24 protein-coding genes are annotated in these 23353 nt (G+C 39.2%); 5 read left to right on the plus strand and 19 right to left on the minus strand.

Going from position 1 to position 23353, the window contains the following annotated elements; genetic code table 11:
* The first annotated feature begins 12 nt into the window (after nt 1-12).
* Together GSQ84_RS11120 and GSQ84_RS11125 are read left to right on the plus strand one after the other, a co-directional pair.
* Nucleotides 13-1509 carry a sigma 54-interacting transcriptional regulator gene (locus tag GSQ84_RS11120; RefSeq protein WP_158797279.1) on the plus strand — a complete coding sequence of 499 codons (1497 nt, stop codon included), beginning with the start codon at nt 13-15 and terminating at the stop codon, nt 1507-1509.
* A 26-nt stretch (nt 1510-1535) separates the two neighbouring features.
* Complete coding sequence (locus tag GSQ84_RS11125; RefSeq protein WP_158797280.1) at nt 1536-2786, plus strand: metallophosphoesterase; 1251 nt, start codon at nt 1536-1538, stop codon at nt 2784-2786.
* Nucleotides 2787-2830: 44 nt separating this feature from the next.
* On the opposite strand, the gene GSQ84_RS11130 is transcribed toward GSQ84_RS11125, so the two are convergent.
* The 3 genes from GSQ84_RS11130 to GSQ84_RS11140 are packed head-to-tail and all read right to left on the minus strand — an operon-like array spanning nt 2831 to nt 7094.
* Entirely contained in the window at nt 2831-3520 is a 690-nt protein-coding gene (locus GSQ84_RS11130) for a response regulator transcription factor (RefSeq protein ID WP_158797281.1), read from the minus strand.
* A gap of 4 nt (nt 3521-3524) precedes the next feature.
* Nucleotides 3525-5192 carry a sensor histidine kinase KdpD gene (locus tag GSQ84_RS11135; RefSeq protein ID WP_158797282.1) on the minus strand — a complete coding sequence of 556 codons (1668 nt, stop codon included), beginning with the start codon at nt 5190-5192 and terminating at the stop codon, nt 3525-3527.
* Nucleotides 5193-5198: 6 nt separating this feature from the next.
* The gene (locus tag GSQ84_RS11140) at nt 5199-7094 is read right to left on the minus strand and encodes a prolyl oligopeptidase family serine peptidase (RefSeq protein WP_158797283.1); all 1896 of its coding nucleotides are present in this window, start codon (nt 7092-7094) and stop codon (nt 5199-5201) included.
* A gap of 157 nt (nt 7095-7251) precedes the next feature.
* Between GSQ84_RS11140 and GSQ84_RS11145 the strand changes: the two genes are divergently transcribed.
* The 3 genes from GSQ84_RS11145 to rfbC are packed head-to-tail and all read left to right on the plus strand — an operon-like array spanning nt 7252 to nt 9937.
* Entirely contained in the window at nt 7252-9060 is a 1809-nt protein-coding gene (locus GSQ84_RS11145; protein WP_158797284.1) for a tetratricopeptide repeat protein, read from the plus strand.
* Between the two features lie 15 nt (nt 9061-9075).
* Nucleotides 9076-9378, plus strand: a complete 303-nt coding sequence (locus GSQ84_RS11150; RefSeq protein WP_158797285.1) for a DUF4286 family protein — start codon at nt 9076-9078, stop codon at nt 9376-9378.
* A gap of 4 nt (nt 9379-9382) precedes the next feature.
* Nucleotides 9383-9937 (plus strand): dTDP-4-dehydrorhamnose 3,5-epimerase, encoded by a 555-nt coding sequence (rfbC, locus tag GSQ84_RS11155; protein ID WP_158797286.1) that lies wholly within the window; start codon nt 9383-9385, stop codon nt 9935-9937.
* A 426-nt stretch (nt 9938-10363) separates the two neighbouring features.
* On the opposite strand, the gene GSQ84_RS11160 is transcribed toward rfbC, so the two are convergent.
* The 16 genes from GSQ84_RS11160 to GSQ84_RS11235 form a co-directional block, all read right to left on the minus strand.
* Nucleotides 10364-11206: a flagellar motor protein MotB gene (locus GSQ84_RS11160; RefSeq protein WP_158797287.1), complete on the minus strand. Its 843-nt coding sequence runs from the start codon at nt 11204-11206 to the stop codon at nt 10364-10366.
* Between the two features lies 1 nt (nt 11207).
* Entirely contained in the window at nt 11208-11864 is a 657-nt protein-coding gene (locus tag GSQ84_RS11165; RefSeq protein WP_158797288.1) for a DUF2461 domain-containing protein, read from the minus strand.
* The gene (locus tag GSQ84_RS11170; RefSeq protein ID WP_158797401.1) at nt 11861-12259 is read right to left on the minus strand and encodes a DUF983 domain-containing protein; all 399 of its coding nucleotides are present in this window, start codon (nt 12257-12259) and stop codon (nt 11861-11863) included. The genes GSQ84_RS11165 and GSQ84_RS11170 overlap by 4 nt, the downstream gene beginning before the upstream one ends.
* Before the next feature lie 11 nt (nt 12260-12270).
* Entirely contained in the window at nt 12271-12522 is a 252-nt protein-coding gene (locus GSQ84_RS11175) for a hypothetical protein (protein ID WP_158797289.1), read from the minus strand.
* Between the two features lie 125 nt (nt 12523-12647).
* Nucleotides 12648-13220 carry a DUF420 domain-containing protein gene (locus tag GSQ84_RS11180; protein ID WP_371416357.1) on the minus strand — a complete coding sequence of 191 codons (573 nt, stop codon included), beginning with the start codon at nt 13218-13220 and terminating at the stop codon, nt 12648-12650.
* A gap of 42 nt (nt 13221-13262) precedes the next feature.
* Nucleotides 13263-13979 carry an SCO family protein gene (locus GSQ84_RS11185; RefSeq protein ID WP_158797290.1) on the minus strand — a complete coding sequence of 239 codons (717 nt, stop codon included), beginning with the start codon at nt 13977-13979 and terminating at the stop codon, nt 13263-13265.
* Nucleotides 13976-14335, minus strand: a complete 360-nt coding sequence (locus GSQ84_RS11190; RefSeq protein ID WP_158797291.1) for a cytochrome C oxidase subunit IV family protein — start codon at nt 14333-14335, stop codon at nt 13976-13978. Before GSQ84_RS11190 ends, GSQ84_RS11185 begins: the two co-directional genes overlap by 4 nt.
* 19 nt (nt 14336-14354) lie before the next feature.
* Nucleotides 14355-15062 carry a cytochrome c oxidase subunit 3 gene (locus GSQ84_RS11195; protein WP_158797292.1) on the minus strand — a complete coding sequence of 236 codons (708 nt, stop codon included), beginning with the start codon at nt 15060-15062 and terminating at the stop codon, nt 14355-14357.
* A gap of 30 nt (nt 15063-15092) precedes the next feature.
* Nucleotides 15093-15683 (minus strand): cytochrome c oxidase subunit 3, encoded by a 591-nt coding sequence (locus GSQ84_RS11200; RefSeq protein ID WP_158797293.1) that lies wholly within the window; start codon nt 15681-15683, stop codon nt 15093-15095.
* A gap of 5 nt (nt 15684-15688) precedes the next feature.
* Nucleotides 15689-16591 (minus strand): heme o synthase, encoded by a 903-nt coding sequence (gene cyoE, locus GSQ84_RS11205; protein ID WP_158797294.1) that lies wholly within the window; start codon nt 16589-16591, stop codon nt 15689-15691.
* Nucleotides 16592-16608: 17 nt separating this feature from the next.
* Nucleotides 16609-17667: a heme A synthase gene (locus tag GSQ84_RS11210; RefSeq protein WP_158797295.1), complete on the minus strand. Its 1059-nt coding sequence runs from the start codon at nt 17665-17667 to the stop codon at nt 16609-16611.
* A gap of 87 nt (nt 17668-17754) precedes the next feature.
* Entirely contained in the window at nt 17755-19653 is a 1899-nt protein-coding gene (locus tag GSQ84_RS11215) for a cbb3-type cytochrome c oxidase subunit I (RefSeq protein ID WP_174238645.1), read from the minus strand.
* A 20-nt stretch (nt 19654-19673) separates the two neighbouring features.
* Nucleotides 19674-20942 carry a cytochrome c oxidase subunit II gene (locus GSQ84_RS11220; protein WP_158797296.1) on the minus strand — a complete coding sequence of 423 codons (1269 nt, stop codon included), beginning with the start codon at nt 20940-20942 and terminating at the stop codon, nt 19674-19676.
* A 66-nt stretch (nt 20943-21008) separates the two neighbouring features.
* The gene (locus GSQ84_RS11225; RefSeq protein ID WP_158797297.1) at nt 21009-22223 is read right to left on the minus strand and encodes a quinol:cytochrome C oxidoreductase; all 1215 of its coding nucleotides are present in this window, start codon (nt 22221-22223) and stop codon (nt 21009-21011) included.
* Between the two features lie 14 nt (nt 22224-22237).
* Nucleotides 22238-22822, minus strand: coding sequence for a cytochrome c (locus tag GSQ84_RS11230; protein ID WP_254070831.1), 585 nt, complete (start codon nt 22820-22822; stop codon nt 22238-22240).
* Nucleotides 22815-23351, minus strand: a complete 537-nt coding sequence (locus tag GSQ84_RS11235; protein WP_158797299.1) for a DUF3341 domain-containing protein — start codon at nt 23349-23351, stop codon at nt 22815-22817. The genes GSQ84_RS11230 and GSQ84_RS11235 overlap by 8 nt, the downstream gene beginning before the upstream one ends.
* Nucleotides 23352-23353: the final 2 nt, after the last annotated feature.

Consider the following 23353-nt stretch of genomic DNA (forward strand, 5'->3'; position numbering starts at 1 on the left):
GGCATATAACCTATGGACCATACTTTAATCAAAACAATTGGCGAATTAAAAGCCTCAAATTACATTTCATTAACAGTAAAAGATGAGTTACGTAAGAACCTGATTCAACAGCTTCAAAATAAAGATGCTGGTTTTGAAGGCATTTTAGGTTATGATGAAACTGTTATTCCGGAACTGCAAACAGCTATTCTTTCCAGACATAATATCTTATTACTCGGCTTAAGAGGCCAGGCCAAAACACGTATTGCACGTTTGATGGTTAATTTGCTGGATGAATATATCCCTTATGTAACCGGAAGTGAAATATTTGATGATCCCCTGAACCCTATTTCGTGGTATGCACAGCAGGAAATAGCACTTTATGGTGATGATACCTTAATCAGCTGGCAGCACCGCTCAGACCGTTATACAGAAAAACTGGCTACGCCGGATGTAACCGTGGCAGATTTAATAGGTGACGTAGATCCGATAAAAGCTGCTACGCTAAAATTAACTTATAATGATGAACGTGTGATCCACTTTGGATTAATCCCAAGAGCGCACCGAAGTATCTTCGTGATTAACGAATTACCCGATTTACAGGCACGTATCCAGGTAGCATTATTTAACATGCTGCAGGAAAAAGATATCCAGATCAGGGGTTTTAAATTACGTCTTCCATTAGATGTTCAGTTTGTATTTACAGCCAATCCTGAAGATTATACCAACAGGGGTTCTATTGTAACACCTCTAAAAGACAGGATAGAAAGCCAGATCCTGACGCATTATCCAAAAACCATTGCCATCTCCAGGAAGATCACCTTTCAGGAGGCTAAGCTTACTGAATCACAAAAACTGATTGAAGCTGATGGTTTAGTGAAAGACCTGGTAGAGCAGGTTGCGTTTGAGGCCCGTAAAAGTGAATTTATTGATCAGAAATCAGGTGTTTCGGCACGTTTGACCATATCAGCGTATGAAAACCTGATCAGTACTGCTGAGCGCAGGATGCTAATCAACAGGGAAGAAACCACTTCGGTGAGGTTATCAGATCTGACGGGAATCATCCCTGCTGTAACAGGAAAAATTGAACTGGTTTATGAAGGTGAGCTGGAAGGCCCGGCTAAGGTAGCGAACACATTGATCGGCAAAGCGATCAAAAGCCTGTTCAGCCGCTATTTTCCAGATCCTGAAAAAGCAAAGAAAAGTAAAGCTGCAAATCCTTATCAGCTGATTACCGATTGGTTCACTGATGGAAATACTATGGATATCGCAGACAACCTGACCCAGGCAGAGTATAAAAAAGAACTGATGCAGGTAACAGGCCTTAACGACCTGGTGAAAAAGTTCCACCCTAAACTGAGTGCCAATCAAACACTGCTGTTAATGGAATTTGTACTGCATGGTTTAGCGGAATATTCTCAGTTGAGCAAAAAATATCTGGACGGAGGTTTTGGTTTTTCTGATATGTTCGACAGCCTGTTTAATACAGAACTGGGGGAAGAAGAAGATGAAGATACTGATTTCAGATAATTAACCACCTACATTTAAACTGACAGATGGGTAGAGCACCATTTCTTATTGCTGGATGTCTTTTAATTATTGCATTCGACTATTATTGCATAAAGGCTATTTTAGCTGTATTTAAAACCTGGAGCGAAAAAACAAAAAAGAGGGTTGAAGTAACCTATTGGACAATCAGCCTTGTGCTGATTGTTGGTGTTTTTGTAGGCATCTTTTTTAATATTTTCCTTTCCTTGCGTGCGGTCATCCTGGTTGCTTTCTTCCTGATCACCGCCTGCAAGATCGTGATGTTGCCTTTTCTGCTGCTCGATGACCTGCGACGCCTGTTTATTGCTACCTTCCGTAAAATAAAAAAAGAACCGGAGAATACCAGCCTAGTACCGGCTGCTGAGCCAATCAGCCGCTCTTCTTTTATTCTGAAAGCCGGGCTTGTTGCTGCTGCAGTACCATTGACTTCTCTCACCTGGGGCATCACTTCTGGCGCCTATGATTATCAGGTGAGAAGAAAAACCTTAATACTTCCCAATTTACCAGCTAAGTTTGACGGCATCAGAATGGGCCAGATCTCAGATATCCACTCCGGCAGTTTTTATAATCCAAGAGCCGTTAAAGGGGGCGTAGAGATGCTCCTGAAAGAGAAAACCGACTTTATTTTTTTTACAGGGGATATTGTTAATGATATGGCTACCGAAATGCGGGACTACCAGGATATTTTCAGTAAGGTAAAAGCGCCATTGGGTGTCTTTTCTTCGCTGGGAAATCATGATTATGGTGACTATCATTTTGGAAAAGAATCTTCCCCGGCTAAGGTGAGGAACCTGAATGACGTAAAAAAAACGCATCAACTAATGGGCTGGGACCTGCTGCTGAATGAGCATAGAAGGTTAAAGGTTGATGGTGAAGAAATAGGCATCCTGGGAATTGAGAACTGGGGGATGGGGCGCTTTCCAAAATACGGACGCATGGACCTGGCGACTAAAAACACAGACGATCTTCCGGTAAAACTATTACTCTCACACGATCCTTCTCACTGGCGTGCGGAAGTATTACCAAAGTACCCGCAGATTGACGCCATGTTTAGCGGACATACCCACGGTATGCAGTTTGGCGTTCGTACAGAAAAATATCAGTGGAGCCCTATAGAATATATTTATAAAGAATGGGCAGGCCTTTATCAGGAGCAGAACCAACAGCTTTACGTAAACGTGGGTTACGGGTTCCTAGGTTATCCTGGCAGAGTAGGAATTCTTCCTGAAATCACCATATTCACGCTGAAAAGAGCATAACAAGTAAATGTATAACGCCCGCATCAAACGGGCGTTATATCCGCTTATCCCGCGTTAAAACGATAACCTATTCCTCTAACAGTTTGAAGCAACTGAGGGTTATCAGGATTCAGTTCAATTTTCTTTCTTAAACGAACAATGTGCATATCCAGGGTACGTGTGTTCACATCTGAATTATAGCCCCATACAACCAGCATCAGCTCATCCCGGTTAATCACTTTATTGGGGTTTCTCAGGAAATACAGCAATATTCTATTTTCCAGTATGGTCAGCTCAATTTTTCTGCCGTTCCTGTATAGGGTATGAATGTTTGGATGGTGCTCCATATCACCAAAGCGATGGATCTCAGACCGGTCGTTATTCAACAAAAACTTCACCTTGCTTTCCAGCATAGCTACCAGCACATCCATATTAAATGGCTTATTCACATAATCTGAAACCCCAAAATTGTAAGCATCAATTTTATCTACATCCTGAGACTTCGCAGTCATCATAATAATAAGGTTTTCGAAACCCTGTAAGCGGACTTCCTCACAAACTTCTGAGCCCTGTTTACCCGGCAGCATCCAATCGAGCAATACGATATCAGGTTTTTCTTCCAATATTGTTTTCACTGCAAGCTCACCGTCGCCAGTTTCGAGAATCTCGTAGCCTTCCGACTTTAAACGGTGCACCACTAAAAACCTTAAATTTTCATCGTCCTCAACTATTAGTATTTTGATTCCTTTAGACATATATTTAGTTATTATAAGGCAGTACTATTTTAAACTCTGTTCCTTTATTTACTTTACTCTTTACTGTAATTTCACCCTTCATAAAGTTCACCACTTCTTTACAGAATGCTAAACCTAAGCCTACACTCCCATTCTGATTATACTGATTTTGTATGCGGTAAAACTTCTTAAATATATTATTAATTTCCGGCGCAGGAATACCAATTCCCTGATCCGTAAATGTAATTACCACCTTGTTTTTTATAAGGCTTGCGCGAATATGCAGCCGTTTATGTTCCGGCGGCGAATATTTGTATGCATTTTCTGCCAAATTATCAAAGAGACTCCCCAGTAATACCGGATCAGTAATAAAGGTGGTAAGCCCTATCGTTTCATAAGTAACAATAAAATCGGGATGTTTTAACTGATGTGATTCTACTGTACTTTCTATAAAATCTTCAATATTGATTGGATCTTCATTTAGCTGTATGGCCTGGTTTTCAATCTGGGTAAACGCCAGCAGTTTATTCATCAGACCATTTAACTTATCAGCTTCCTCATCCAGAATTTTACCATACAATTTAAGCTCCCGCTCACTTAGGATGCTGGCGCTTTTAATATTATTCCCTGCAATTTTTATCACACTCACAGGTGTTTTAAACTCATGGGTCAGGTTATTTACAAAATCATACTGCAATTTAAACATCTTATGGTTAATGTTCAGGTTCCTGTAAATCAGGAAAGCTACCAGTACTAAAATACCATAAAACAATAACATCACTGCCGCAATAGGAAGAAAATAACTTAGAATTTCTTTATCCACAAAAGATTTTGCGGAAATAAAATAAAGTTTATAATCAGAAAAAGGGCCCGGCAAAGTAATTTCAGTAGCCATATAATCCTCAGAAGTATTCAGCGGATCATAGGTTAGCGGTTCTATCCTGATATTCTGGTATAACAAAGGGCGTGAATTAATGATCTTGATCTTATATGGATCCAGGTAAAAAGACAGCATATCCTGCTGATATACCGGAGAGGGGTCCAGTTTACTGCGAAGCATCTGCTTGTATACTTTCAAATCGGCAAGCCTTGGAATATTAACATAGGTAATCTTGTTTGTCCTGATATTGCTGAAATGGGTAAACAGCTCATCCTGCCCCGGTACCTTTGTTGTGTCCAGGCTCTCTATATAAGAGATCATTTTGATCCCTAAAGTATTAAAATCATCCCCCAGGCTAAACTTCTTCGTGTCTTCTCTGGAGAAAAGCTTTACAGAATCCAATGGCACCAGATCTCCAAACTGATAGATATATTTAGGGCCAAAAGAAAAATGGGAAGTATTTAAGCCATCCTTTACAGGGGTATTGCTAATCTCCGAATCATAAAAAACAACCTTTGAAACAAAGGGATAATCATTGAGAATAGTATCTACAAATTTTGAGGTGGTAGCAGAATCCAGGTAACCATTATAATAAGAAATTTCGGGTACCTTATTCTGAAAGAATTCATTATAAGGTTTAATACTTCCTTCCAGTACTTTCACCTTTTCAGATACAAATTGATTCTCAATGAACTTTTTACTAAAGTTATAGGCCAGAAAAAGGGACAATATAAACAGTGCAGAGATCAAAACAATAAAAGTCAGGATCAGTGAAAAGTTCTTGCGATAGCCACTATCTCTTTCGGAAACCATATATTTTTACCTGTTCTTAGACAAATTAGTCGATAGAAATTGCTCCAGCGAAGCATATAGCTGCTGACGCGACTTCTCGCCCTGCGGAGAAAATTCACTGTACTCCTTTTCCAGGTAAGTTACAGCGACATTTCTTTTCTGAAGTTCTTTTACAAACTGAATGGCCTCAGCCGAATTACTGGTGGGGTCTTTAGGACTTTGTGCAATAAATACAGGAACACCTATTTTATCTGCATGAAACACCGGAGATGCCTGACGCATATAGTCCACTTCCGTAACCGGATTACCTATAATCTCATAATACATCTGCAAATCGGTTTTCAAAAATGGTGGTATTGACTTAAAATAACTGAATAGATTAATTACACCAGAATTAGATCCGCCACAGGCAAACATTCCGGGACTCGAATATAAGCTATTCAATGCAATATATCCTCCAAATCCTGTACCATAAATAGCTATCTTTTTTGGATTGGCTATCTTCTTGTCAATCAGCCATTTTACACCATCACTAATATCATCCCTGATCTTTCCTCCCCACTGTCCAAATCCGGCAGCAGTAAAAGATTTGCCATACCCTGATGAACCCCGGTAATTGATCTGAAGCACGGCATACCCCCTGTTGGCCAGGAATTGTACTTCAGCATTGTAACCCCAGGAGTTTCTTGCATCAGGTCCGGTATGAGGCAAAACCACTACCGGCAGATTTTGTGGTAATTTATCCAGAGGTAATGTGAGGTATCCCTGCATCTTTAAACCATCCCTTGCCGTATAGGCAATGGGCTTCATCTCTGTAAGGTCAGATTCTTTTACCGAAGGATTAAAATCACTCAGTTTCCTGATGGTATTGTTATCAGAAAAATATAAGTAGTAGGAGCCTGGATTTCTATCTGTAAAAGTTCTCACAACAAATATCTTTTCTGCCTTGTCCCGGTTAATAATCTTCGATACGGTACCAGGAAGCAGTTTATCCAGGTTTTTGTACAATTGTTTTATGGAACTATCCAGGAAGAATTTTTCTTTTTTCCAGGTTTCGCAAACCACAAAAGTTACTGTCTTTTTTGTTTCTGAATATTGTGCGTCTACTACATTCAGCGTGTCATTACTAAACAGGACTTTACTTTCTTTGCCCGACTTACAATCCAATTCAACCAACGCATTTTTATCCCTGTTCATATTGGATATTGCATAAATAATATTTGGCTGGCCATCTGAAATGGCAATAGGCTTGCAGGTAGTTTTAAAATTATTGGTCACTAAAGGCCTGAAAGTTTGATCCTCAGTATCCCTGTATAATAGCGTCTCATTTACCCCGTCACTGGAAGTAGCCAGACGGAGTTTGCCTTTTGAATCGGTAACCCAGTCGGTAATATTTCCTGGATTTCTGGCCGCCATATCCATATGTCCATTTCTCACATTCAGGCGGTAAACGTCAAAAACAGTAGAATCTCTTTTATTAGAAGATACCAGCAAAAATTTATCATCAATCAGCTGGTCTTTCAGTACGCGCATCCTGCTTTTACCGTTGTCACTTAACCTTTGCTCATTTCCGCCATTTTTATTGATGATAAAAATGTCTGATAAACGCTCTGCACCTGCCTTTTCTTTAAAATAGATCAGTTCATCATTGCTTACCCAAAAATAATAGTTGATATTTTTGGCATTTAGCTTAGTGAGTTGGGAGGACTTTCCTGTAACCAGGTCCTCAATAAACAAATTTTGCTTTTCCCCCTGCTGTTTTAAGTATGAAAGCGTTTTTCCATTTGGCGAAAGCGCATAAAAACTCTGGCTCGGTGATTTAAAAAAATCAGCAACAGGGATTATCCTCGGTCCTTTTTTTTGCAGACAAGCAGAAAAAAGCACAATCAGAACAAGGAGAAGATATCTTTTCTTTACGGTCATACCAGTTAATAGCTTACAAAAATACACAACGTCCTTTGTCCAAGAGAACTATACACTAACATTGTTACCTTAATATTCACCATAAATGATCTCATTTTCATAAATACTGCATAATCCCATAACTTTGCTAATTTAGTAAACCCGCCCAATCTATGTTATGAAGAAAATATTTTTAATTATATTTTTATTTTCATTGCCAATTTTATTGCTGGCCCAGAGCATCAATGAAGATGAAGCGGCTATACAATCCTATCAAAGCGGAGACTATCAGAAAGCTTCGGTTTTATTGGAAACCCTCTTTACCAAAACAAAAAACGACACGTATTTCAGTCTGTATTTCGATGCCCTGCTTAAATCTAAACAATATGAAACTGCGGAAAAAGTAGCCAAAAAGCTGATCAGGCAAAATCCCGGAGCTTATCAATACGAAATCGCACTGGCCAAAACTTATAAAGAAGAGGGGCAGCAGGAAAACGCAGCGAAAACGTTTAATCATGTAATTGACAATCTTCCTAAAGATGAAACCGTGATCAGGGAGCTGGCAAACGACCTCTATCAGATCGAAGAATATGATCTTGCGGTTAAAGTTTTTTTGCAGGGCAGAAAATTACTCGGCAATAATCAGCTTTTCACTTATGAACTGGTAAGTATCTACCGGTATAAAAAAGATAAGGATATGCTGGTCCAGGAATATCTAAATGCACTTTCTGTTAACCCCTTGATATTACTACGGGCAGAAACAACATTTTCTTCGTTATTTGAGGGAAATGCAGACTACCTTATCCTGCAAAATGCTTTATTGAAACGGATACAGAAAGAACCGCAAAATGAAACTTATGCTAAATTGCTGATCTGGCAATACCTGCAGCAGCAGCAATATGACATGGTATTGGTACAATTAATTGCGCAGGACAAAAGGATTAAGGATGATGGAACTATCCTCTTTGATTATGCCCGGATATTTTCCACGAACAAGGCTTATGCCACGGCCATTAAAGCATACGATTACCTGCTGTCAAAAGGAAAAGACAACCCTTATTACCTGCCGTCCAGGTTAGCCCTGGTTGATGCAAGCTATCAGGAAATGCTCCAGGGCAAAGCAGAAGAAAAAGAAATTATGGCTATTGCCGGTCAATATGACGCAATCCTCAATGAGTACGGTAAAAATACAGGAACCTTATTTGCACTGAGAAAATGGGCCAATATTCAGGCTTATTATTTGCATCATCTGGAAAAAGCAGAAGTTGCCCTGGAAACAGCTTTAAAGATTCCTGGTGTTTCTGATGCAGAAACCGGAGACATCAAACTGGAGCTGGCAGATATCTATGTATTTAATAACGAACCCTGGGAAGCCGTTTTATTATATGGGCAAGTTGCCAAATCACTTGAAAACCAAAACACCGGAAATGATGCCAAATATCGTTTAGCCAGGCTTTCCTTTTTCCAGGGAAATTTTACCTATGCCAAGTCACAGGCAGATGTATTAAAAGCCTCCACCTCCCAGTTAATTGCAAATGATGCCCTGAATTTGAGCTTACTGTTATCCGATCACCTGGAAACAGCTACAGACACGCTTGCTCTTAAATTATACGCATCAGCAGAACTGCTTCAGTTTAGAAACCTTTCCTCAGCAGCGATCAGTAAGCTGGATAGTATATCCGTACGCTACCCACAAAACGGTCTGGCTGATGATATCCTGATGTCAAAATCACGTATATATATTCAAACCAAAGATTTTGAAAAAGCAGCGTCATTACTCAAAGAATTGATTGCCCACCCCCAAAAAAACAACTGGACGGATGATGCGCTTTTCATTCTTGCCGGGCTTTACGAGGAAAAGCTAAATCAACCTGAAGAGGCTAAAGTACTTTACCAAAGGTTAATTACTGATTTCCCAGGAAGTATGTTCACAGCAGAAGCACGTAAACATTTCCGGAAACTTCGTGGGGACAATATTGAATCATAGTCCTATCTTTGTTTTATGTTATTATACAATGTAACCCTGATTATTGAAGATAGCGCCGCCGAAGAATGGCTGCAGTGGATGCAGGAAAAGCATATTCCTGAGGTGATGGCTACCGGCCAGTTCCTGTCCAACAGGTTATTGAAAGTAATTGACTCACCCAATGAAGGCGTAACTTATTGTTCACAATATGTTGCACAATCTATAGACGAATATGAAACTTATCAGCAGGTATATGCACCTGCCATACAGGAAAATTTAAACACCAGGTTTAAAGACAGATTTGTTGCGTTCAGAACCCTAATGGAATATATAGCCTAAACATATGAATTTAAAAGAAACACCAATAGCCGATCTTTTCGTGATTGAACCAAAAGTCTGGAAAGATAACAGAGGCTATTTTTATGAAAGCTTTAGTGCCCGTGTATTTACCGAGGCCGGCATCAGTGCAAATTTTGTACAGGATAACCAATCATTCTCTCAAAAAGGTACACTTCGCGGTTTACATGCTCAAAAAGCCCCTTTTGCACAGGGCAAACTGGTACGTGTAATCCAGGGAAAGGTATTGGATATAGCTGTTGATGCAAGAAAAGATTCTCCTACCTATGGCCAGCACTTCAGCGTTGAGCTTAGCGGCGACAATCACAAACAGCTTTGGGTTCCGCCAGGGTTTCTGCATGGCTTTTTAACGCTGGAAGATGATACTATTTTCACTTACAAAGTGACCAACTATTATGATAAAGACTCTGAAGTGGGCGTAATCTGGAATGACGCTGATTTAAATATTGACTGGAACGGAGACCTGACTAAAGAAGATCTTTTACTTTCTGACAAAGACCTTATCTTACCTTCGTTTAAGGATTTTGTAAGCCCTTTTTAATCATACGGGATATCAATAAAAATGGTTTGTTAAGTTTATCATCAAATGCTGAAACGCAATGATGAAGGACTTAACAGACCATTTTTTTTAGGCTTATTTATTCAGCATATCAAGGAAATTTTCTATAGGCATACTACAAAGAACAGTCCTATAACTATCCGGTTGAAGACCATTCTATAAGTATCCTGCAAAGGATAGTCTTATATATATCATACTGACAACCAGCACACAAGCATTGCACAAAGGATAGTCCTGTATCTATCATTCTGAGAACTATACTATAAGCATCACGCTATAGATAATCCTATAAAAAAGGAACACCCTATATTCCTGCCTCGAAATTTTGCAAGCATAGCGCCGCAAAGGTTTCAGCAGGAATATAGGGTGTTCCTTTTTTCAGCGAAGCCTGGATAGCCCAGCTTTGAATTATTGTTTAATCAAATTATACAACTCATCCAGTTTAGGAGACAGCACGATTTCAATTCTGCGGTTCCTGCTGCGGCCTTCAGGAGTAGTATTACTATCCAAAGGCTGAAACTCTCCTTTTCCTGTTGCTGTCAGTCTGATACCAGGTACTTTTTCAGATTCCGTCAGGAACCTTACTACAGAAGTTGAGCGCAGTACGCTTAAATCCCAGTTATCTTTAATCTGCCCCAGGTTAACAATTTTCTGTGAGTCTGTATGTCCTTCCACAGCTATAATGATCTCCGGCTGTTCTTTCAGTACTTTTGCCAGCTGGGAAAGCGCCTGTTTACCTTTATCGTCAATAATGATACTTCCTGAAGGGAATAACAATTTATCCGTTAGAGACACGTATACTTTGCCATTTTTCATCTCTACAGTTAATCCGTTTTTAGAGAAGCCTAATAAAGCCTGTTGTAATTTCTCCTTTAACTGATTAGATGCTTCATCCCGTTTACGCAGTATATCCTCTACCTCTTTTAATCGCTCCTCACGTTTTTTAAGGTCCCCTGAAAGCTTACTGATCTCAGATGAACTATTGCTCTTTAGCTTTGAATAATTGTTATCCACAGTAGCATATTTACCCTGAAGTTCGTTTAATCTGCCATTCAGGTCAGCCGTATCCTGCTTTAATTTCAATATCCTTTTTCCCAGGTTTTCATTGGATTGCTGAGATTCATTCCAGCCTGTACCCAAAGAATCCTGCTTTGCCAAAAGGGCTTTGTATTTTTTAGGGGATAAAACTACACAAGAGCTGAATGCACTGGCCAGCAAAACAACAGCTCCAAACAAAATAATTCTTTTCATATTATTGTACTACGGCTTTTCTCAGAAACTGGACAAAAGGACTAGCTCCTTTAAAAACCTTTTTTAAATGGTTAACTATAGTGGGTTTAAACAACTCTTCGTCAGCGATAGGAAAGATAGCAACAAAACTCTTTAATTTGAGCAGATCGATCTGAGGATGTTCAGGATCATAACCTTTAGGAGCATTCTTCAAAGTATCTTCTCTGCTTATAGTAAATAGATCGGTAAAACTCTTTGCATGAATGATCTCCAGAAATTCATCCGTGTTATAATCAACCTCTTCCCTTATACTTTTGAGATCCGCAGACTCAGGCTGCCAGTATCCGGCGGCAAAATAGGACTTACCAGGCTGTAACTGCAAATAATATTCAGCACCATGGTAACCCTTTGTGGCAAATGCAATCCCATAATTACTTTTATAAGGATCCTTATTTTTACTGAACCTCACATCCCTGTATATTCTTAGCAAGGATTTTTTAGGATCACCGCCTAAAGGGAATTCTGGATCTGCCGCTGCGACCAGGGGAATCAGTTCTTCCACAAAAGTAAGGACATCAGCCTTGGCTGTTTCATATCGTTCTCTGTTTTCAGCAAACCATACACGATCGTTATTTGCTGCTAATTCTGTTAAAAAAGCTAGAGATTCCGGCTTTATCATGGTTTATCGTAATAAGCGTTATAACTAATTTTTGGTGAGAGCCAGTGTAATAAAATCACTCGTGAATAGCGATAATTGAATGGGGCAAGTAAAAAACAGCCACCAAAAATACAGGTGATGTATAACCATAAAGAATCAAACTCCAGATTACCACCAGAAAAGATGTAAGTTAAAATACCAACGGTGAGCATTTCAATAACATTCATGGCATAACTTACATACATGGATGCATAAAAATAGCCAGGCTCAATTTCAAATCGCTGTCCGCAATGACTGCATATTTCATTAGTACGTTGAAAATTAAATCCATAAAGACTGCCGGTAAATATATCCCCTCTGCGGCAGTGCGGACACTTCCCGTTTACAATGGCATATAACTTTGACGTTTTCTCTATGAGGTCCAATTCTATGAAGCTTTTGAAGTATGTGCTACACGGTATTTTTTATACCACAAAATACCCAGGCCGGCAAACATCAGATAAGGAATAGCCATCAGGTACATTACACCCGAATTTATCCCTTTAGCCTGCGTGTTACCATTCTTTACGCCCTGCTCGGCATTGATCGTACACATAGCACATTGTGCAGAAGCCGTGGTGATTCCTGTACCCGCAAATACAGCGACAAAAAGAATAAAAATGAGGACTATCTTTTTCATAAAACTTTTCATTATAATCAGTGCTCAGATAAGCTGCTGACGATTGGTTCAAATATACCGAATTAACAAATAAACAAACCTGTATTTACTTCAGTATAAAGTAAAAAGGATAATAACCTATAACGTTAAAAATTATAATAAGGTACGATCATCAGGTAAACAATAACCCCTGTAACGCAAACATACAGCCAGATAGGGTACGACCATCTCACAATCTTGCGGTGACGTTCAATCTGCATGTTAAACCCTCTCAGAAAGCTGATCAGTACTAATGGAAGCACAATCACCGCCAGCATAATATGTGTAATCAAAATAATAAAATAGATCATCCTTGTTGACCCTACGGATGCCAGTTCAGCTGCTGAAAGAATGCCGTTGTGATCGATATCGCCATACCTTGTATCCTTCTCATATAAATGGAAAAGAATATAGAAAACAAGAAACAATGACGAAAGCACAAAAGTGATCACATTGGTAATCTTATGGGCTTGTATATTTCCTCTTTTGATGAAGATCAGTGAGATAATAAGTAATACAGAACAAACAGCATTGATTCCTCCAATAATATGGGGAAGCAGGTAAACAAATGAAGGGATCGTAGCAGGAGCAGGAATTAACTTCAATACAGTTACTACAATCAGCACTACCGCCGTCACAATCCAGATCAGGCGTAAAAATAGTTTATCGTTTATATTCATTTTTAATTTATCATTTAGATGAAAACTCATCTGTAAAAAAGCCTATATATCGCCATCCTTGGCTGTCCTTGCCCTGAGCTCTTCAGCTACCAATACCTTAACCTCATCTTCCAGTTTAGCAAGGGCTTCCTGGTTAGTCGCATCGTAATAACCTCTGATACGGTGCTGCTGATCAAGGAGCACAAATAGATTACTGTAAATGAATTTCTTCTCACCATGTTCAGTATCCTGGTGCAGATCTATAAACAGGCCTTTATTCACCCAGTTATAAACAGCTATGCTATCACCGGTCAGCAAATCCCATTTGCCCGCTTTTGCGTTTAACTTTTCCGCATAAGGTTTCAATACAGCAGGGTGATCTGTTACAGGATCAATGCTTAATCCAACAAAACGGATCATCACATTTCTACTATAAGTATCTACATAAGAACGCATGGCTTTATTTGCATTCTCTACAGCAAAGTTATTCCCTTTGGTATAAAACAAATTCATGACGATGATCCTTCCCCTGAAGCTCTTCCAGCTTACCGTATCAGCAAGCTGGTTAATAAACTTAAAGTCCGGCAGCTGATGGTAAATCGTATCAGGAATATGTTTACCATGAAAAGTATGAAACGTTGCAGCAACTTGTTTAGGACCAAAAAAAGGTAGCTTTTTATACCTATTTTTACCCTGATGAACAAGTTCATAATATAAAAATCCCGGTACCGCTAAAATGGCTACCAGGATTAATACTTTTTTTATTGAAGCAAGCTTCATGAATTAAAAGTCATATGGGTATGTAAATAACCACCTTCAGTTAACATCAGAACGATGAAGTAAAAGATAAATATAAATGCGAGTCCTAATGACAATTGTAATCCAGTTTTCTCAAACTTCATGTGCATAAAGAAAGCTACGATATAATATGCTTTTAATAAAGTAAGCATGATATAAGCAACGTTTCCAGCCATACGCGGAACAATACCTTGTGGTAAAATTACCAGTGCAAGGATAAACTCAACAACAGTAATTCCTAAAAGAATAAAGAATACTGTCCATATTTTAGATTTGCTCAGGCCAGCATGCTCTTCATGCTCATGCTCTTCTGTATTTTGTACGTGATGTTCAGACATAATAATATTTTTTAAAGAATTAAACTAAATAGAAGAAGGTAAATACGAATACCCAAACCAAATCAACAAAGTGCCAGTATAAACCAACTTTTTCTACCATTAAATAATGACCACGTCTTTCAAAAACTCCGTTTATAGTCATACATAAAATAATAATATTGATGATTACCCCACTAAATACGTGAAATCCGTGGAAACCTGTAATCGTAAAGAATAAGTTTGCAAATTGCTGTGCAGATACATCAGATACCGGTCCGGTAAAAAACTCTTTCAACTTCTCAGGGGTAGGAATATGTCCCCACCAAAATCCTTCACTGTGTAAATGGTTCCATTCTAAAGCCTGACAGCCAAGGAACATAAATCCACCAATAATAGTAGCGATCATCCAGCCTACAACTTGACTTTTAGCCTTTCTGTGACCAGCTTCAACAGCCAATACCATAGTCACCGAACTCATGATCAGGATAAAGGTCATAATACCTACAAATACAAGTGGTGCTCCTGATTCCTTAATACCAGGAATAGACTGGAAAACCTTGTCCGGATTTGGCCAGGTAAATTTTGAAAAACGCTGCGCTCCGTAATAAACTAATAAGGAAGAGAAAGTAAACGCATCAGATAGTAAGAAAAACCACATCATTAGTTTTCCATATTCTATCGACCATGGTGAACGGCCGCCACTCCATGGAGTAGTCTTTACCTGATCTAATTGTGATAATGAATCCATTTTAATAATTGTAATAGTATGTTAAAGAGTCTAACTGTTCAAAAGTAAAAAAACATAAAGATATATCCATAATATATCTATAAAATGCCAAAATATAGAGGCGATTTCTATGCGAAAAACTGCATTTTCTGAAGAAACCTTACGATATGCCCCCAAAAGGCTGCTGGCGATAAAACAGAGGCCGGCAAAAATATGGAGTAAGTGCATTCCGGAAACAATATAAATAACAGAAATTGCCGCATTATTATTCACCAGCGTAGCGCCGCTACGGTATAAAGCCGACCATGCATCTACCTGCAAATAACCAAAAACCAGGCCTAAAGCCAGGGTTACCCATAAAAATATTTTCTGTGTCTGGATATTATGGTTACGTACCGCTTTAGCTGCGAAGAACAGACAAATGCTGCTCAATATCAGCACCGCTGTACTGTACATAAATACCTCAGGAAGCACTAAACCGTGTCCTTTACCCTTGGATGCCGCAAACACAATGTAATAACTGGTGAACCCTCCAAACATGATTGTTGAAGAGACCACAAAGAGCCAGAGAATAAACTTTTTAGCTTTGAAAGAAGATGAAATTTCAGGGCTCATCTCTTCCTGCTTCAATGTATGTACCATAATCACTATTTACCTATAAAATCAAATAATAAAATCAATTGCACCATCGGTATATAAAAGAAAGAACAGAACATCACCTTCCGTGCGCTGTCTATATCTAATTTCACCAATAGTTTTAATGCCAGCCAGGCAAATATCAATCCCGCAATTAAGGAAAAACCGGCAATATAATATCCGCCGAAATGGTATAACGTAGGGAGGAAACTAACAGGAATTAGTACCAGTGTGCTTAAGAAAACAAACCAGGCACTCACCTTATCCCTTTTTTTACTTGGTAACAACCTGAAACCAGCCTTGGCATAATCTTCATCCAACACCCAGGCAATGGCCCAGAAATGAGGAAACTGCCATACAAACTGCACTAAAAAGAGTATACCTGCAATTTCATAATCCACCGGAAGGAAATGACGAATATGGCCTAATGCGGCCAGATAACCAATCAGCGGTGGCAAAGCACCAGGTATGGCACCAACAAAAACTGCAATTGGCGTCTTGCGCTTTAACGGCGTATACACAAAAGCATATAACAAAATAGAAAACACAGATAACAACCCTGTTTCCAGGTTCAGCTTACCCAAAAGCCATGTACCTAGCATGCCCATGATCAAGCCCAATACCAAACCTTGTCCTGTAGTCATTCTGCCAGCAGGCATAGGACGGTCTTTGGTCCGTGTCATCAACTTATCCAGGTCGACCTCAATGATCTCATTAAAGCAATTGGCAGCAGCCGTGACCAGAAAACCACCAGCTACCAGAATACCCCAGTTACCCCAGTCTATAGAAGGTACTTCACCTCTTGCCACCTGCATCCTTGAACCAATTAAAAAAGTAATTGACGCAGAGAAAACAACCAGGAAAGTAAGCCTGAATTTGATGAGTTTAGATAGATCTGAAAAAAATAACTTCAATTTTTATTTGTTTAATATTATTGACGATAGGTGTTAGTTCTGTTGACCAGCAGGTAAAGATAAAACTGAAGGGTAAACAGTACTGTTGAGAACACTAAATGTATAACCTGAGCAAAAGGAGGCAGGGCAAAGTTAGACAATAATAGCCCACTTGCAATCTGAATTACTAAAACCAGCACGATTGAATTGCCCAATCTTAACTCAGTTGCCTTACCTCCGAACTTGTCCATCACAAACTGGTAAACAAACACATTGATCACCACTACCAATACAGCCAGATCACGGTGATAAGAAAAAACGTTGCCGATTTGTCCTACCCAGCTATCCCTGTGCTGATATAACAAATGCTTGGATAAAGCATCTATCGCTTCCCTAACTTCTGTACCCAGCGTAATCTGCATCACACTTAAAATAATAGCCAGAAGAACCAGTACCTTTAACCAGATTACCTTTGATATGATCACCATATCCTGCTTATACAATCTGCTGGCATAATAGTACGTATAAACCAGGATAGCCAGTATCACTAAAGCTAAAAGCGTATGCAGTGTAACCACCCAGGCTAAAAGGTTAGTAGAAACAACTATCGAACCCAGCCAGGCCTGAAAACCTACTACAATTAAATTAACAAGGCTCAAAACGATGATCCTTTTGGCTTTGCCTTTATACATAAAAGACATTACCGTCAATCCCAGCAATAAAAATCCTGTAATCGCACCGGTTAAACGGTTAACATACTCTGTCCAGGTTTTAGCAGCATTAAAAGATTCTGGTACGGTGATCGACAGATCGTGACGGATACTATCTGCCACGTCGGTCTTGCCCATTTTATCCAGCAACTTCGCAAACCGCTCATTCTTTGCCACCCTGGAGGCAACGTACTTCTCTTTATAATCCTTCGGCAGCTGATCTACAGATGTAGGAGGAACATATTGATCAAAACACTTTGGCCAATCCGGACAGCCCATACCAGAACCAGTGCTCCGCACTACTCCACCCGCAAGGATAAGTACCAGCGTTACAACTATAGTGATCAGGTTAAGCCGGATAAATCTAATTTCAGATTTAGGAACCATTGTGGGTTTTTGATTAAAAAAAATGAGGTTATCGATTTAAGTATATACTCAAGCAGATAACCTCATTGTATATTTTAAAGAACGATGTTAGTGAAACTCCGCGTTAACTTTGGTAGGATTATTTTTTGCATCCCACTCTCTTTGTATACGCTCAGATTCAGCATTACCTTCAAAGTCGTGCGGCATATTAGACATCATTGTTTCAGAATAAGGAACAGTCTGAGGAATAAAATCTTCTTCAGCACCAGGCTTACTGTAATCATATGGCCAGCGGTGTACTGTTGGAATTTCTCCCGGCCAGTTACCATGGATATGCTCAACAGGTGTAGTCCATTCTAATGTATTGGCTTGCCAAGGGTTTTGTGTAGCTACTTTACCTTTAAATATAGAGTAGAAGAAGTTAAACAGAAACGCCACCTGAACTAAGGCTGCAACAATTGCAGACCAGGTAACAAAAATGTTTACCGTTACCCATTTTTGCATGAATTCAAATTCAGTAAAAGCATAATAACGACGTGGTACACCATCCAAACCTAAGAAGTGAAGCGGGAAGAACACCAGGTAAGCACATATAAAGGTTACCCAGAAGTGCAGGTATCCTAGTTTAGCATCCATCATTCTGCCGAACATTTTAGGGAACCAGTGATATACACCGGCAAGCATACCAAATATAGCTGCTGATCCCATTACCAGGTGGAAGTGGGCAACAACGAAGTAGGTATCATGTAAGTTGATATCCAGTGAGGCATTTCCTAAGAAAATACCGGTTAAACCACCAGAGATAAAGAAAGAAACCATACCAATAGCAAACAGCATCGCAGGAGTAAACCTGATATTACCGCGCCACAGTGTAGCCAGATAGTTAAAAGTTTTAACGGCAGATGGTACAGCAATGATCAGCGTCGTGATCATAAATACACCACCCAATAATGGGTTCATCCCCGTTACAAACATATGGTGACCCCATACGATGAAGGACAGAACAGTAATACCAATCAGTGAATAAACCATTGCATGGTAACCAAAAATCGGTTTTCTTGAGTTTACAGAGATAACCTCTGATGAAATACCCAATGCAGGCATGATTACGATATACACCTCAGGGTGACCCAGGAACCAGAACAAATGCTCCCATAAAATTGGGGAACCACCTTCATTAGGTAATACCTGGCTGCCCATTACGATATCAGATAAATAGAAACTTGTACCAAAACTACGGTCAAAGATCATTAATACTACACCGGCAACCAACACAGGGAAAGATAAAACTCCCAGAACAGCTGTAAGGAAGAAAGCCCAGATAGTCAAAGGCATTTTCCAAAGGTCCATACCTTTAGTACGCATGTTTAATACAGTACTTACATAGTTGATACCACCCATTAATTGGGAAGCAACAAACATGACCATACTCACCAGCCATAAGGTCATTCCTAATCCTGATCCCGGTATAGCTTTTGGTAAAGCAGATAGCGGAGGGTAGATTGTCCAACCAGCACTTGCAGGACCTGTTTCGATAAAGAATGAACTCATCATGATGATACAGGCAATAAAGAAGAACCAGTATGATAACATGTTCATGAATGGCGAGGCCATATCCCGTACCCCAAGTTGAAGCGGGATCAGTAAATTACTAAAAGTACCGCTTAATCCTGCTGTCAGTACAAAGAATACCATGATGGTACCATGTATGGTAACCAGTGCAAGGTAAAACTCCGGTTTGATCCTTCCACCTTCAGCCCATTTTCCTAAAAAGGTTTCCAAAATAGGAAAACTCTTATCTGGCCAGGCCAGTTGGATACGGAATAGAATAGACAATCCCATTGCAATAACCGCCATAATAATACCAGTTATTAAAAACTGTTTAGCGATCATTTTGTGATCCTGGCTAAATATGTATTTAGTTATGAAAGATTGTTCGTGATGCCCATGAGCGTGATCGTCATGGTGATCGTTGTGATGTGTATCGTTTAATGTTATAGTTGACATAATGCGCTATTCCAGTATAATTATTTTTTTAAAGCCGGTTTGTTCATTGCTACAGCAGAAGAATCTTTTTTAGGAGCTTTTGCTGTACTATCAGCTGGTGCTCCTGCCGCAGGTGCTGCTGCTGGTTCTGCTACTAAAGGTAAGTTAAATTGTTTCCTCAAATCATTGTTCACGATCTTAGGAAGTTTAGCAACCCAGGCATCATATTCAGCCTGAGAAACAACTCTAACCACTTTTTGCATGTTATAGTGACCAGATCCACAAATTTTTGAGCAATAAAAAAGGAATTTAAAACCCGGATCATTAACTTTAGTCTGCATATCAGCTGTAGTAATGGTTGGCGTAAATTCAAAGTAAGAAGTCATACCAGGAACACAGTTTAACTGAACCCTAAAGTGAGGCATATAGAAACTATGTACAACATCTTTACTGGTTAAGATTAACCGTACTGGTTTATTAACAGGGATAACCAATTCATCAGCAAGTTCATCATCCAGGTTATTTTTGTCTTTGAAATCCATTCCCAGAGCATTTGTTCCGGTAATCAATTTATAGTTTTTTAATCCTACAACCCCATCAGCTCCCGGATAACGGATTGTCCATAAGAACTGCTGTGATGTAATTTCTATACTTAAAGGTTTGTGATTAGGATCTTCAATTTTGAAAAATATAGATCTCCAGGTTAAGAAGCCCATTAATACCAGTACAGTAAGGACTAAAGCAGGAACAATTGTCCAGATACGCTCTAATGCATTATTATGTGGGTAATAGTATGCTTTTCTTTTACCTGTGTTTTTGTAGAAATAAGAGAAAAGGAATAAAGTAATGTGTGTTCCTATAAATACAATGGTAGTCAGGATCAGTGTAATGTTAAACATCTGGTCGATCTTCTTTCCATGCTCGGATGCCGCATCCGGAAGGATCATATTTCCATGAACCGTATATTCAAAATAAACACCGTACAGCCCTACAAGTAAGAAAAGTACAAAGATGACACCATTAACTGTGTTCCAGTTGATGCCAGCTGGTTTATCCTGAGCCTCACGCGTCAATTCATATACCCGTAATGCTTTACCTAAAATTGCTATAAACAAGCAAGCCAGTAAAAATAGCATGGCATAGAATGCTACCGATTTATAAATTGGAACCATATCGATCGGTTTCGCGACGGCCGAAGCGGCAGCACCGGCGGCAGCTTCTTGTGCAAATGCGCTGGTATTTGCAAACACGGTAACAATTACTGCCAGGGCCGCTATTGTCTTATTGCTTATAAATTTTCTTAAACTCATTTTCTTAAAAGTAGTACGATGTACCTCTACTATCCTATTAATTTATATACTCTCTAACCCCAAAAACTACAAGTGGTGATTCAAACTCTCTTGTAAAAGAGGGTGATTCTTTGCAATTAATGGTTTCTTACTTAATGCAGTCAAAACTGTAAAGGTAAACAAGCCTACAAAACCAATAGCTGTTCCTATTTCAATTATTCCAAATCCATTTGATCCGTCTTTTACAGTTCCTGGCATAATCATCTGGTAGTAATCTACCCAGTGACCACAAAGAACGATTAAAGATACACCCAGCAGGATATTTTCTTGTCTCTTATTATCACGGTCCATCAGTAAAAGAACAGGCGATAAGAAGTTCATCAACAGGTTCAGGAAGAACCATAACTTGTAGAATTCAAATCTTCTGTAAAAATACACAGTTTCTTCCGGCATGTTTGCATAATAGATCAACATAAATTGAGCAAACCATACATAAGTCCAGAAAATTGAGAATCCGAAGATAAACTGACCTAAATTGTGTAAGTGGCTATTGTTAACCCATTGCATATAACCAGCTTTTCTTAAAAGAATGATGATTACTGCCATAGTAGCTAAACTACTTACCCACATTGCTGCGAAATTGTACCAGCCAAACATCGTAGAGAACCAGTGTGCCTCTAATGACATGATGGTATCAAAAGCAAAGATTGGTGTAGTAAATCCGTAGATCACTAAAAATATACAAGAGAATTTAAAACTCTTGTTATAAGAATTTAAGCCGCCTTCTAAATCTTCATTGTTAGATAACTTTGAAAGTAACAACGAGAAGATACAGTAAACACCTAAGAAGACAACCTGACGTCCCATAAAGAAAGGAACATTTAAGAAAGCAGACTTGCCATCTATCAGTTTATCATAATTAGGACTGTTTGGATCTGTAATCCCATCGGCGTGCCAGTGGTGATACAAATTATGTGTGGCTAAGCCTGAAGCGATGACAACGATCAATATGACAACCGCTATCGGCAATGTTTTTGCCATAGCCTGCGGTACACGTAATATCGCTGCAGACCAACCAGCCTGTGCAACAAATTGAACAGCCAAAAAGAATGTGCCCGACATACAAACGCAAGCAAAGTAATAGGCCATGAGTAACAGGTTGGCAAAGGTGCGTTCATGCAACCCTGAAGCGAAACCAAAAGCTATAGCTGCGATACCGACTACGATACCCACTATGCTTAAAGTTTTAGCTTTACCTGTAAACTCAAACTGCTCAGTTAAATTATAATTGTGAGTTTCCATTTATATCTGCTTTTCTATTTTAATTGTTGTAATTGTTGAACATACATCACTACTTTCCAGCGTTGATCTGGAGTAAGCTGAGAAGCATGTGAACCCATGTTATTTAAACCGTACATGATGGTATGGTAAATTTTACCTTCTGTAAGATCTTTCATCAAGCCACCACGTGAAGATGCCTGATCACCATGATAAGCAGGAACACCTGAGAATTTCTCAATTTGAACCAGGTGACCTTTACCATCTCCATTTTCCCCATGACAAGGGCTGCAGAATACAGTAAAGTAATGTTTACCAGACAATAAATTCTGAGGAGTCTTTGGCAGTGGGTTCTTCAGGTTTTTACCTGCAGCTTCATAACCTTCCTTATTATTTGCATACTCATACTTCACAAATCCTATTGGATCTGTATTGGGAGGAGGAGTTTGTGCAGTTTGACCGTTGGCAAAATTCTTATTGGGCTGATCCGGATTATAAGCAATAGGATCATACATGTTCCTTGCGTACTCTAATCCTGTGCTCTTATTATCATTACAGGCAGATAGCGTTGCTGCAATGGCAAGAACAACAAATGAGGCCGCAACTATTTTATTCTTATTCATAGCTAATATACTTCCTTTCATTGTGCTTAACTTCTATAGCACCGGCTTCTTTTAATAATCCATCAATTTTAATATGCTCTGCATGTAATTTTGCATCAACAGCGATAATAAATCTATCATCAGTAGCTCTCAGGTCCATTACCCTTGGTGCTCTTCCAGGAAAAAGGTGGGTTGATGCATAATAAGACAATACTAAACCAAACGCAGTGAACAAAATAGTAAGCTCAAACATAATCGGAATAAAATCCGGTAATGCAAATGAAGGCTTACCACCTATATTCATTCTCCAATCTACAACCGAGGTCAAATAGATCAGCGCGAATGCAGATGTAGTACCAGTTATCCCGCAGAAAAATGCAAGGATATCCAGTCTTGATCTTTTAACCCCTAATTTAGCTTCGATGCCGTGGATAGGCATAGGCGTATAAACATCATGGATCTTAATGTTGTTTTCCTGTAACTTGTCGATGCCGTGCATCATCTCGTCAGGATCGCCGAAGCTTCCTAAAATATATTTGATATTACTCATTG

The sequence above is a fragment of the Pedobacter sp. L105 genome, from assembly GCF_009765875.1.
In the GTDB taxonomy this organism is placed as follows: domain Bacteria; phylum Bacteroidota; class Bacteroidia; order Sphingobacteriales; family Sphingobacteriaceae; genus Pedobacter.

Excerpts from the sequence above, each read along its gene's own strand:
- GSQ84_RS11120 (WP_158797279.1), top strand. The coding sequence starts at position 13 with ATGGACCATACTTTAATCAAAACAATTGGCGAATTAAAAGCCTCAAAT.
- GSQ84_RS11125 (WP_158797280.1), top strand. The coding sequence starts at position 1,536 with ATGGGTAGAGCACCATTTCTTATTGCTGGATGTCTTTTAATTATTGCA.
- GSQ84_RS11130 (WP_158797281.1), bottom strand. The coding sequence starts at position 3,520 with ATGTCTAAAGGAATCAAAATACTAATAGTTGAGGACGATGAAAATTTA.
- GSQ84_RS11135 (WP_158797282.1), bottom strand. The coding sequence starts at position 5,192 with ATGGTTTCCGAAAGAGATAGTGGCTATCGCAAGAACTTTTCACTGATC.
- GSQ84_RS11140 (WP_158797283.1), bottom strand. The coding sequence starts at position 7,094 with ATGACCGTAAAGAAAAGATATCTTCTCCTTGTTCTGATTGTGCTTTTT.
- GSQ84_RS11145 (WP_158797284.1), top strand. The coding sequence starts at position 7,252 with ATGAAGAAAATATTTTTAATTATATTTTTATTTTCATTGCCAATTTTA.
- GSQ84_RS11150 (WP_158797285.1), top strand. The coding sequence starts at position 9,076 with ATGTTATTATACAATGTAACCCTGATTATTGAAGATAGCGCCGCCGAA.
- rfbC (WP_158797286.1), top strand. The coding sequence starts at position 9,383 with ATGAATTTAAAAGAAACACCAATAGCCGATCTTTTCGTGATTGAACCA.
- GSQ84_RS11160 (WP_158797287.1), bottom strand. The coding sequence starts at position 11,206 with ATGAAAAGAATTATTTTGTTTGGAGCTGTTGTTTTGCTGGCCAGTGCA.
- GSQ84_RS11165 (WP_158797288.1), bottom strand. The coding sequence starts at position 11,864 with ATGATAAAGCCGGAATCTCTAGCTTTTTTAACAGAATTAGCAGCAAAT.
- GSQ84_RS11175 (WP_158797289.1), bottom strand. The coding sequence starts at position 12,522 with ATGAAAAAGATAGTCCTCATTTTTATTCTTTTTGTCGCTGTATTTGCG.
- GSQ84_RS11180 (WP_371416357.1), bottom strand. The coding sequence starts at position 13,220 with ATGAATATAAACGATAAACTATTTTTACGCCTGATCTGGATTGTGACG.
- GSQ84_RS11185 (WP_158797290.1), bottom strand. The coding sequence starts at position 13,979 with ATGAAGCTTGCTTCAATAAAAAAAGTATTAATCCTGGTAGCCATTTTA.
- GSQ84_RS11190 (WP_158797291.1), bottom strand. The coding sequence starts at position 14,335 with ATGTCTGAACATCACGTACAAAATACAGAAGAGCATGAGCATGAAGAG.
- GSQ84_RS11195 (WP_158797292.1), bottom strand. The coding sequence starts at position 15,062 with ATGGATTCATTATCACAATTAGATCAGGTAAAGACTACTCCATGGAGT.
- GSQ84_RS11200 (WP_158797293.1), bottom strand. The coding sequence starts at position 15,683 with ATGGTACATACATTGAAGCAGGAAGAGATGAGCCCTGAAATTTCATCT.
- GSQ84_RS11210 (WP_158797295.1), bottom strand. The coding sequence starts at position 17,667 with ATGGTTCCTAAATCTGAAATTAGATTTATCCGGCTTAACCTGATCACT.
- GSQ84_RS11215 (WP_174238645.1), bottom strand. The coding sequence starts at position 19,653 with ATGTCAACTATAACATTAAACGATACACATCACAACGATCACCATGAC.
- GSQ84_RS11220 (WP_158797296.1), bottom strand. The coding sequence starts at position 20,942 with ATGAGTTTAAGAAAATTTATAAGCAATAAGACAATAGCGGCCCTGGCA.
- GSQ84_RS11225 (WP_158797297.1), bottom strand. The coding sequence starts at position 22,223 with ATGGAAACTCACAATTATAATTTAACTGAGCAGTTTGAGTTTACAGGT.
- GSQ84_RS11230 (WP_254070831.1), bottom strand. The coding sequence starts at position 22,822 with ATGAATAAGAATAAAATAGTTGCGGCCTCATTTGTTGTTCTTGCCATT.
- GSQ84_RS11235 (WP_158797299.1), bottom strand. The coding sequence starts at position 23,351 with ATGAGTAATATCAAATATATTTTAGGAAGCTTCGGCGATCCTGACGAG.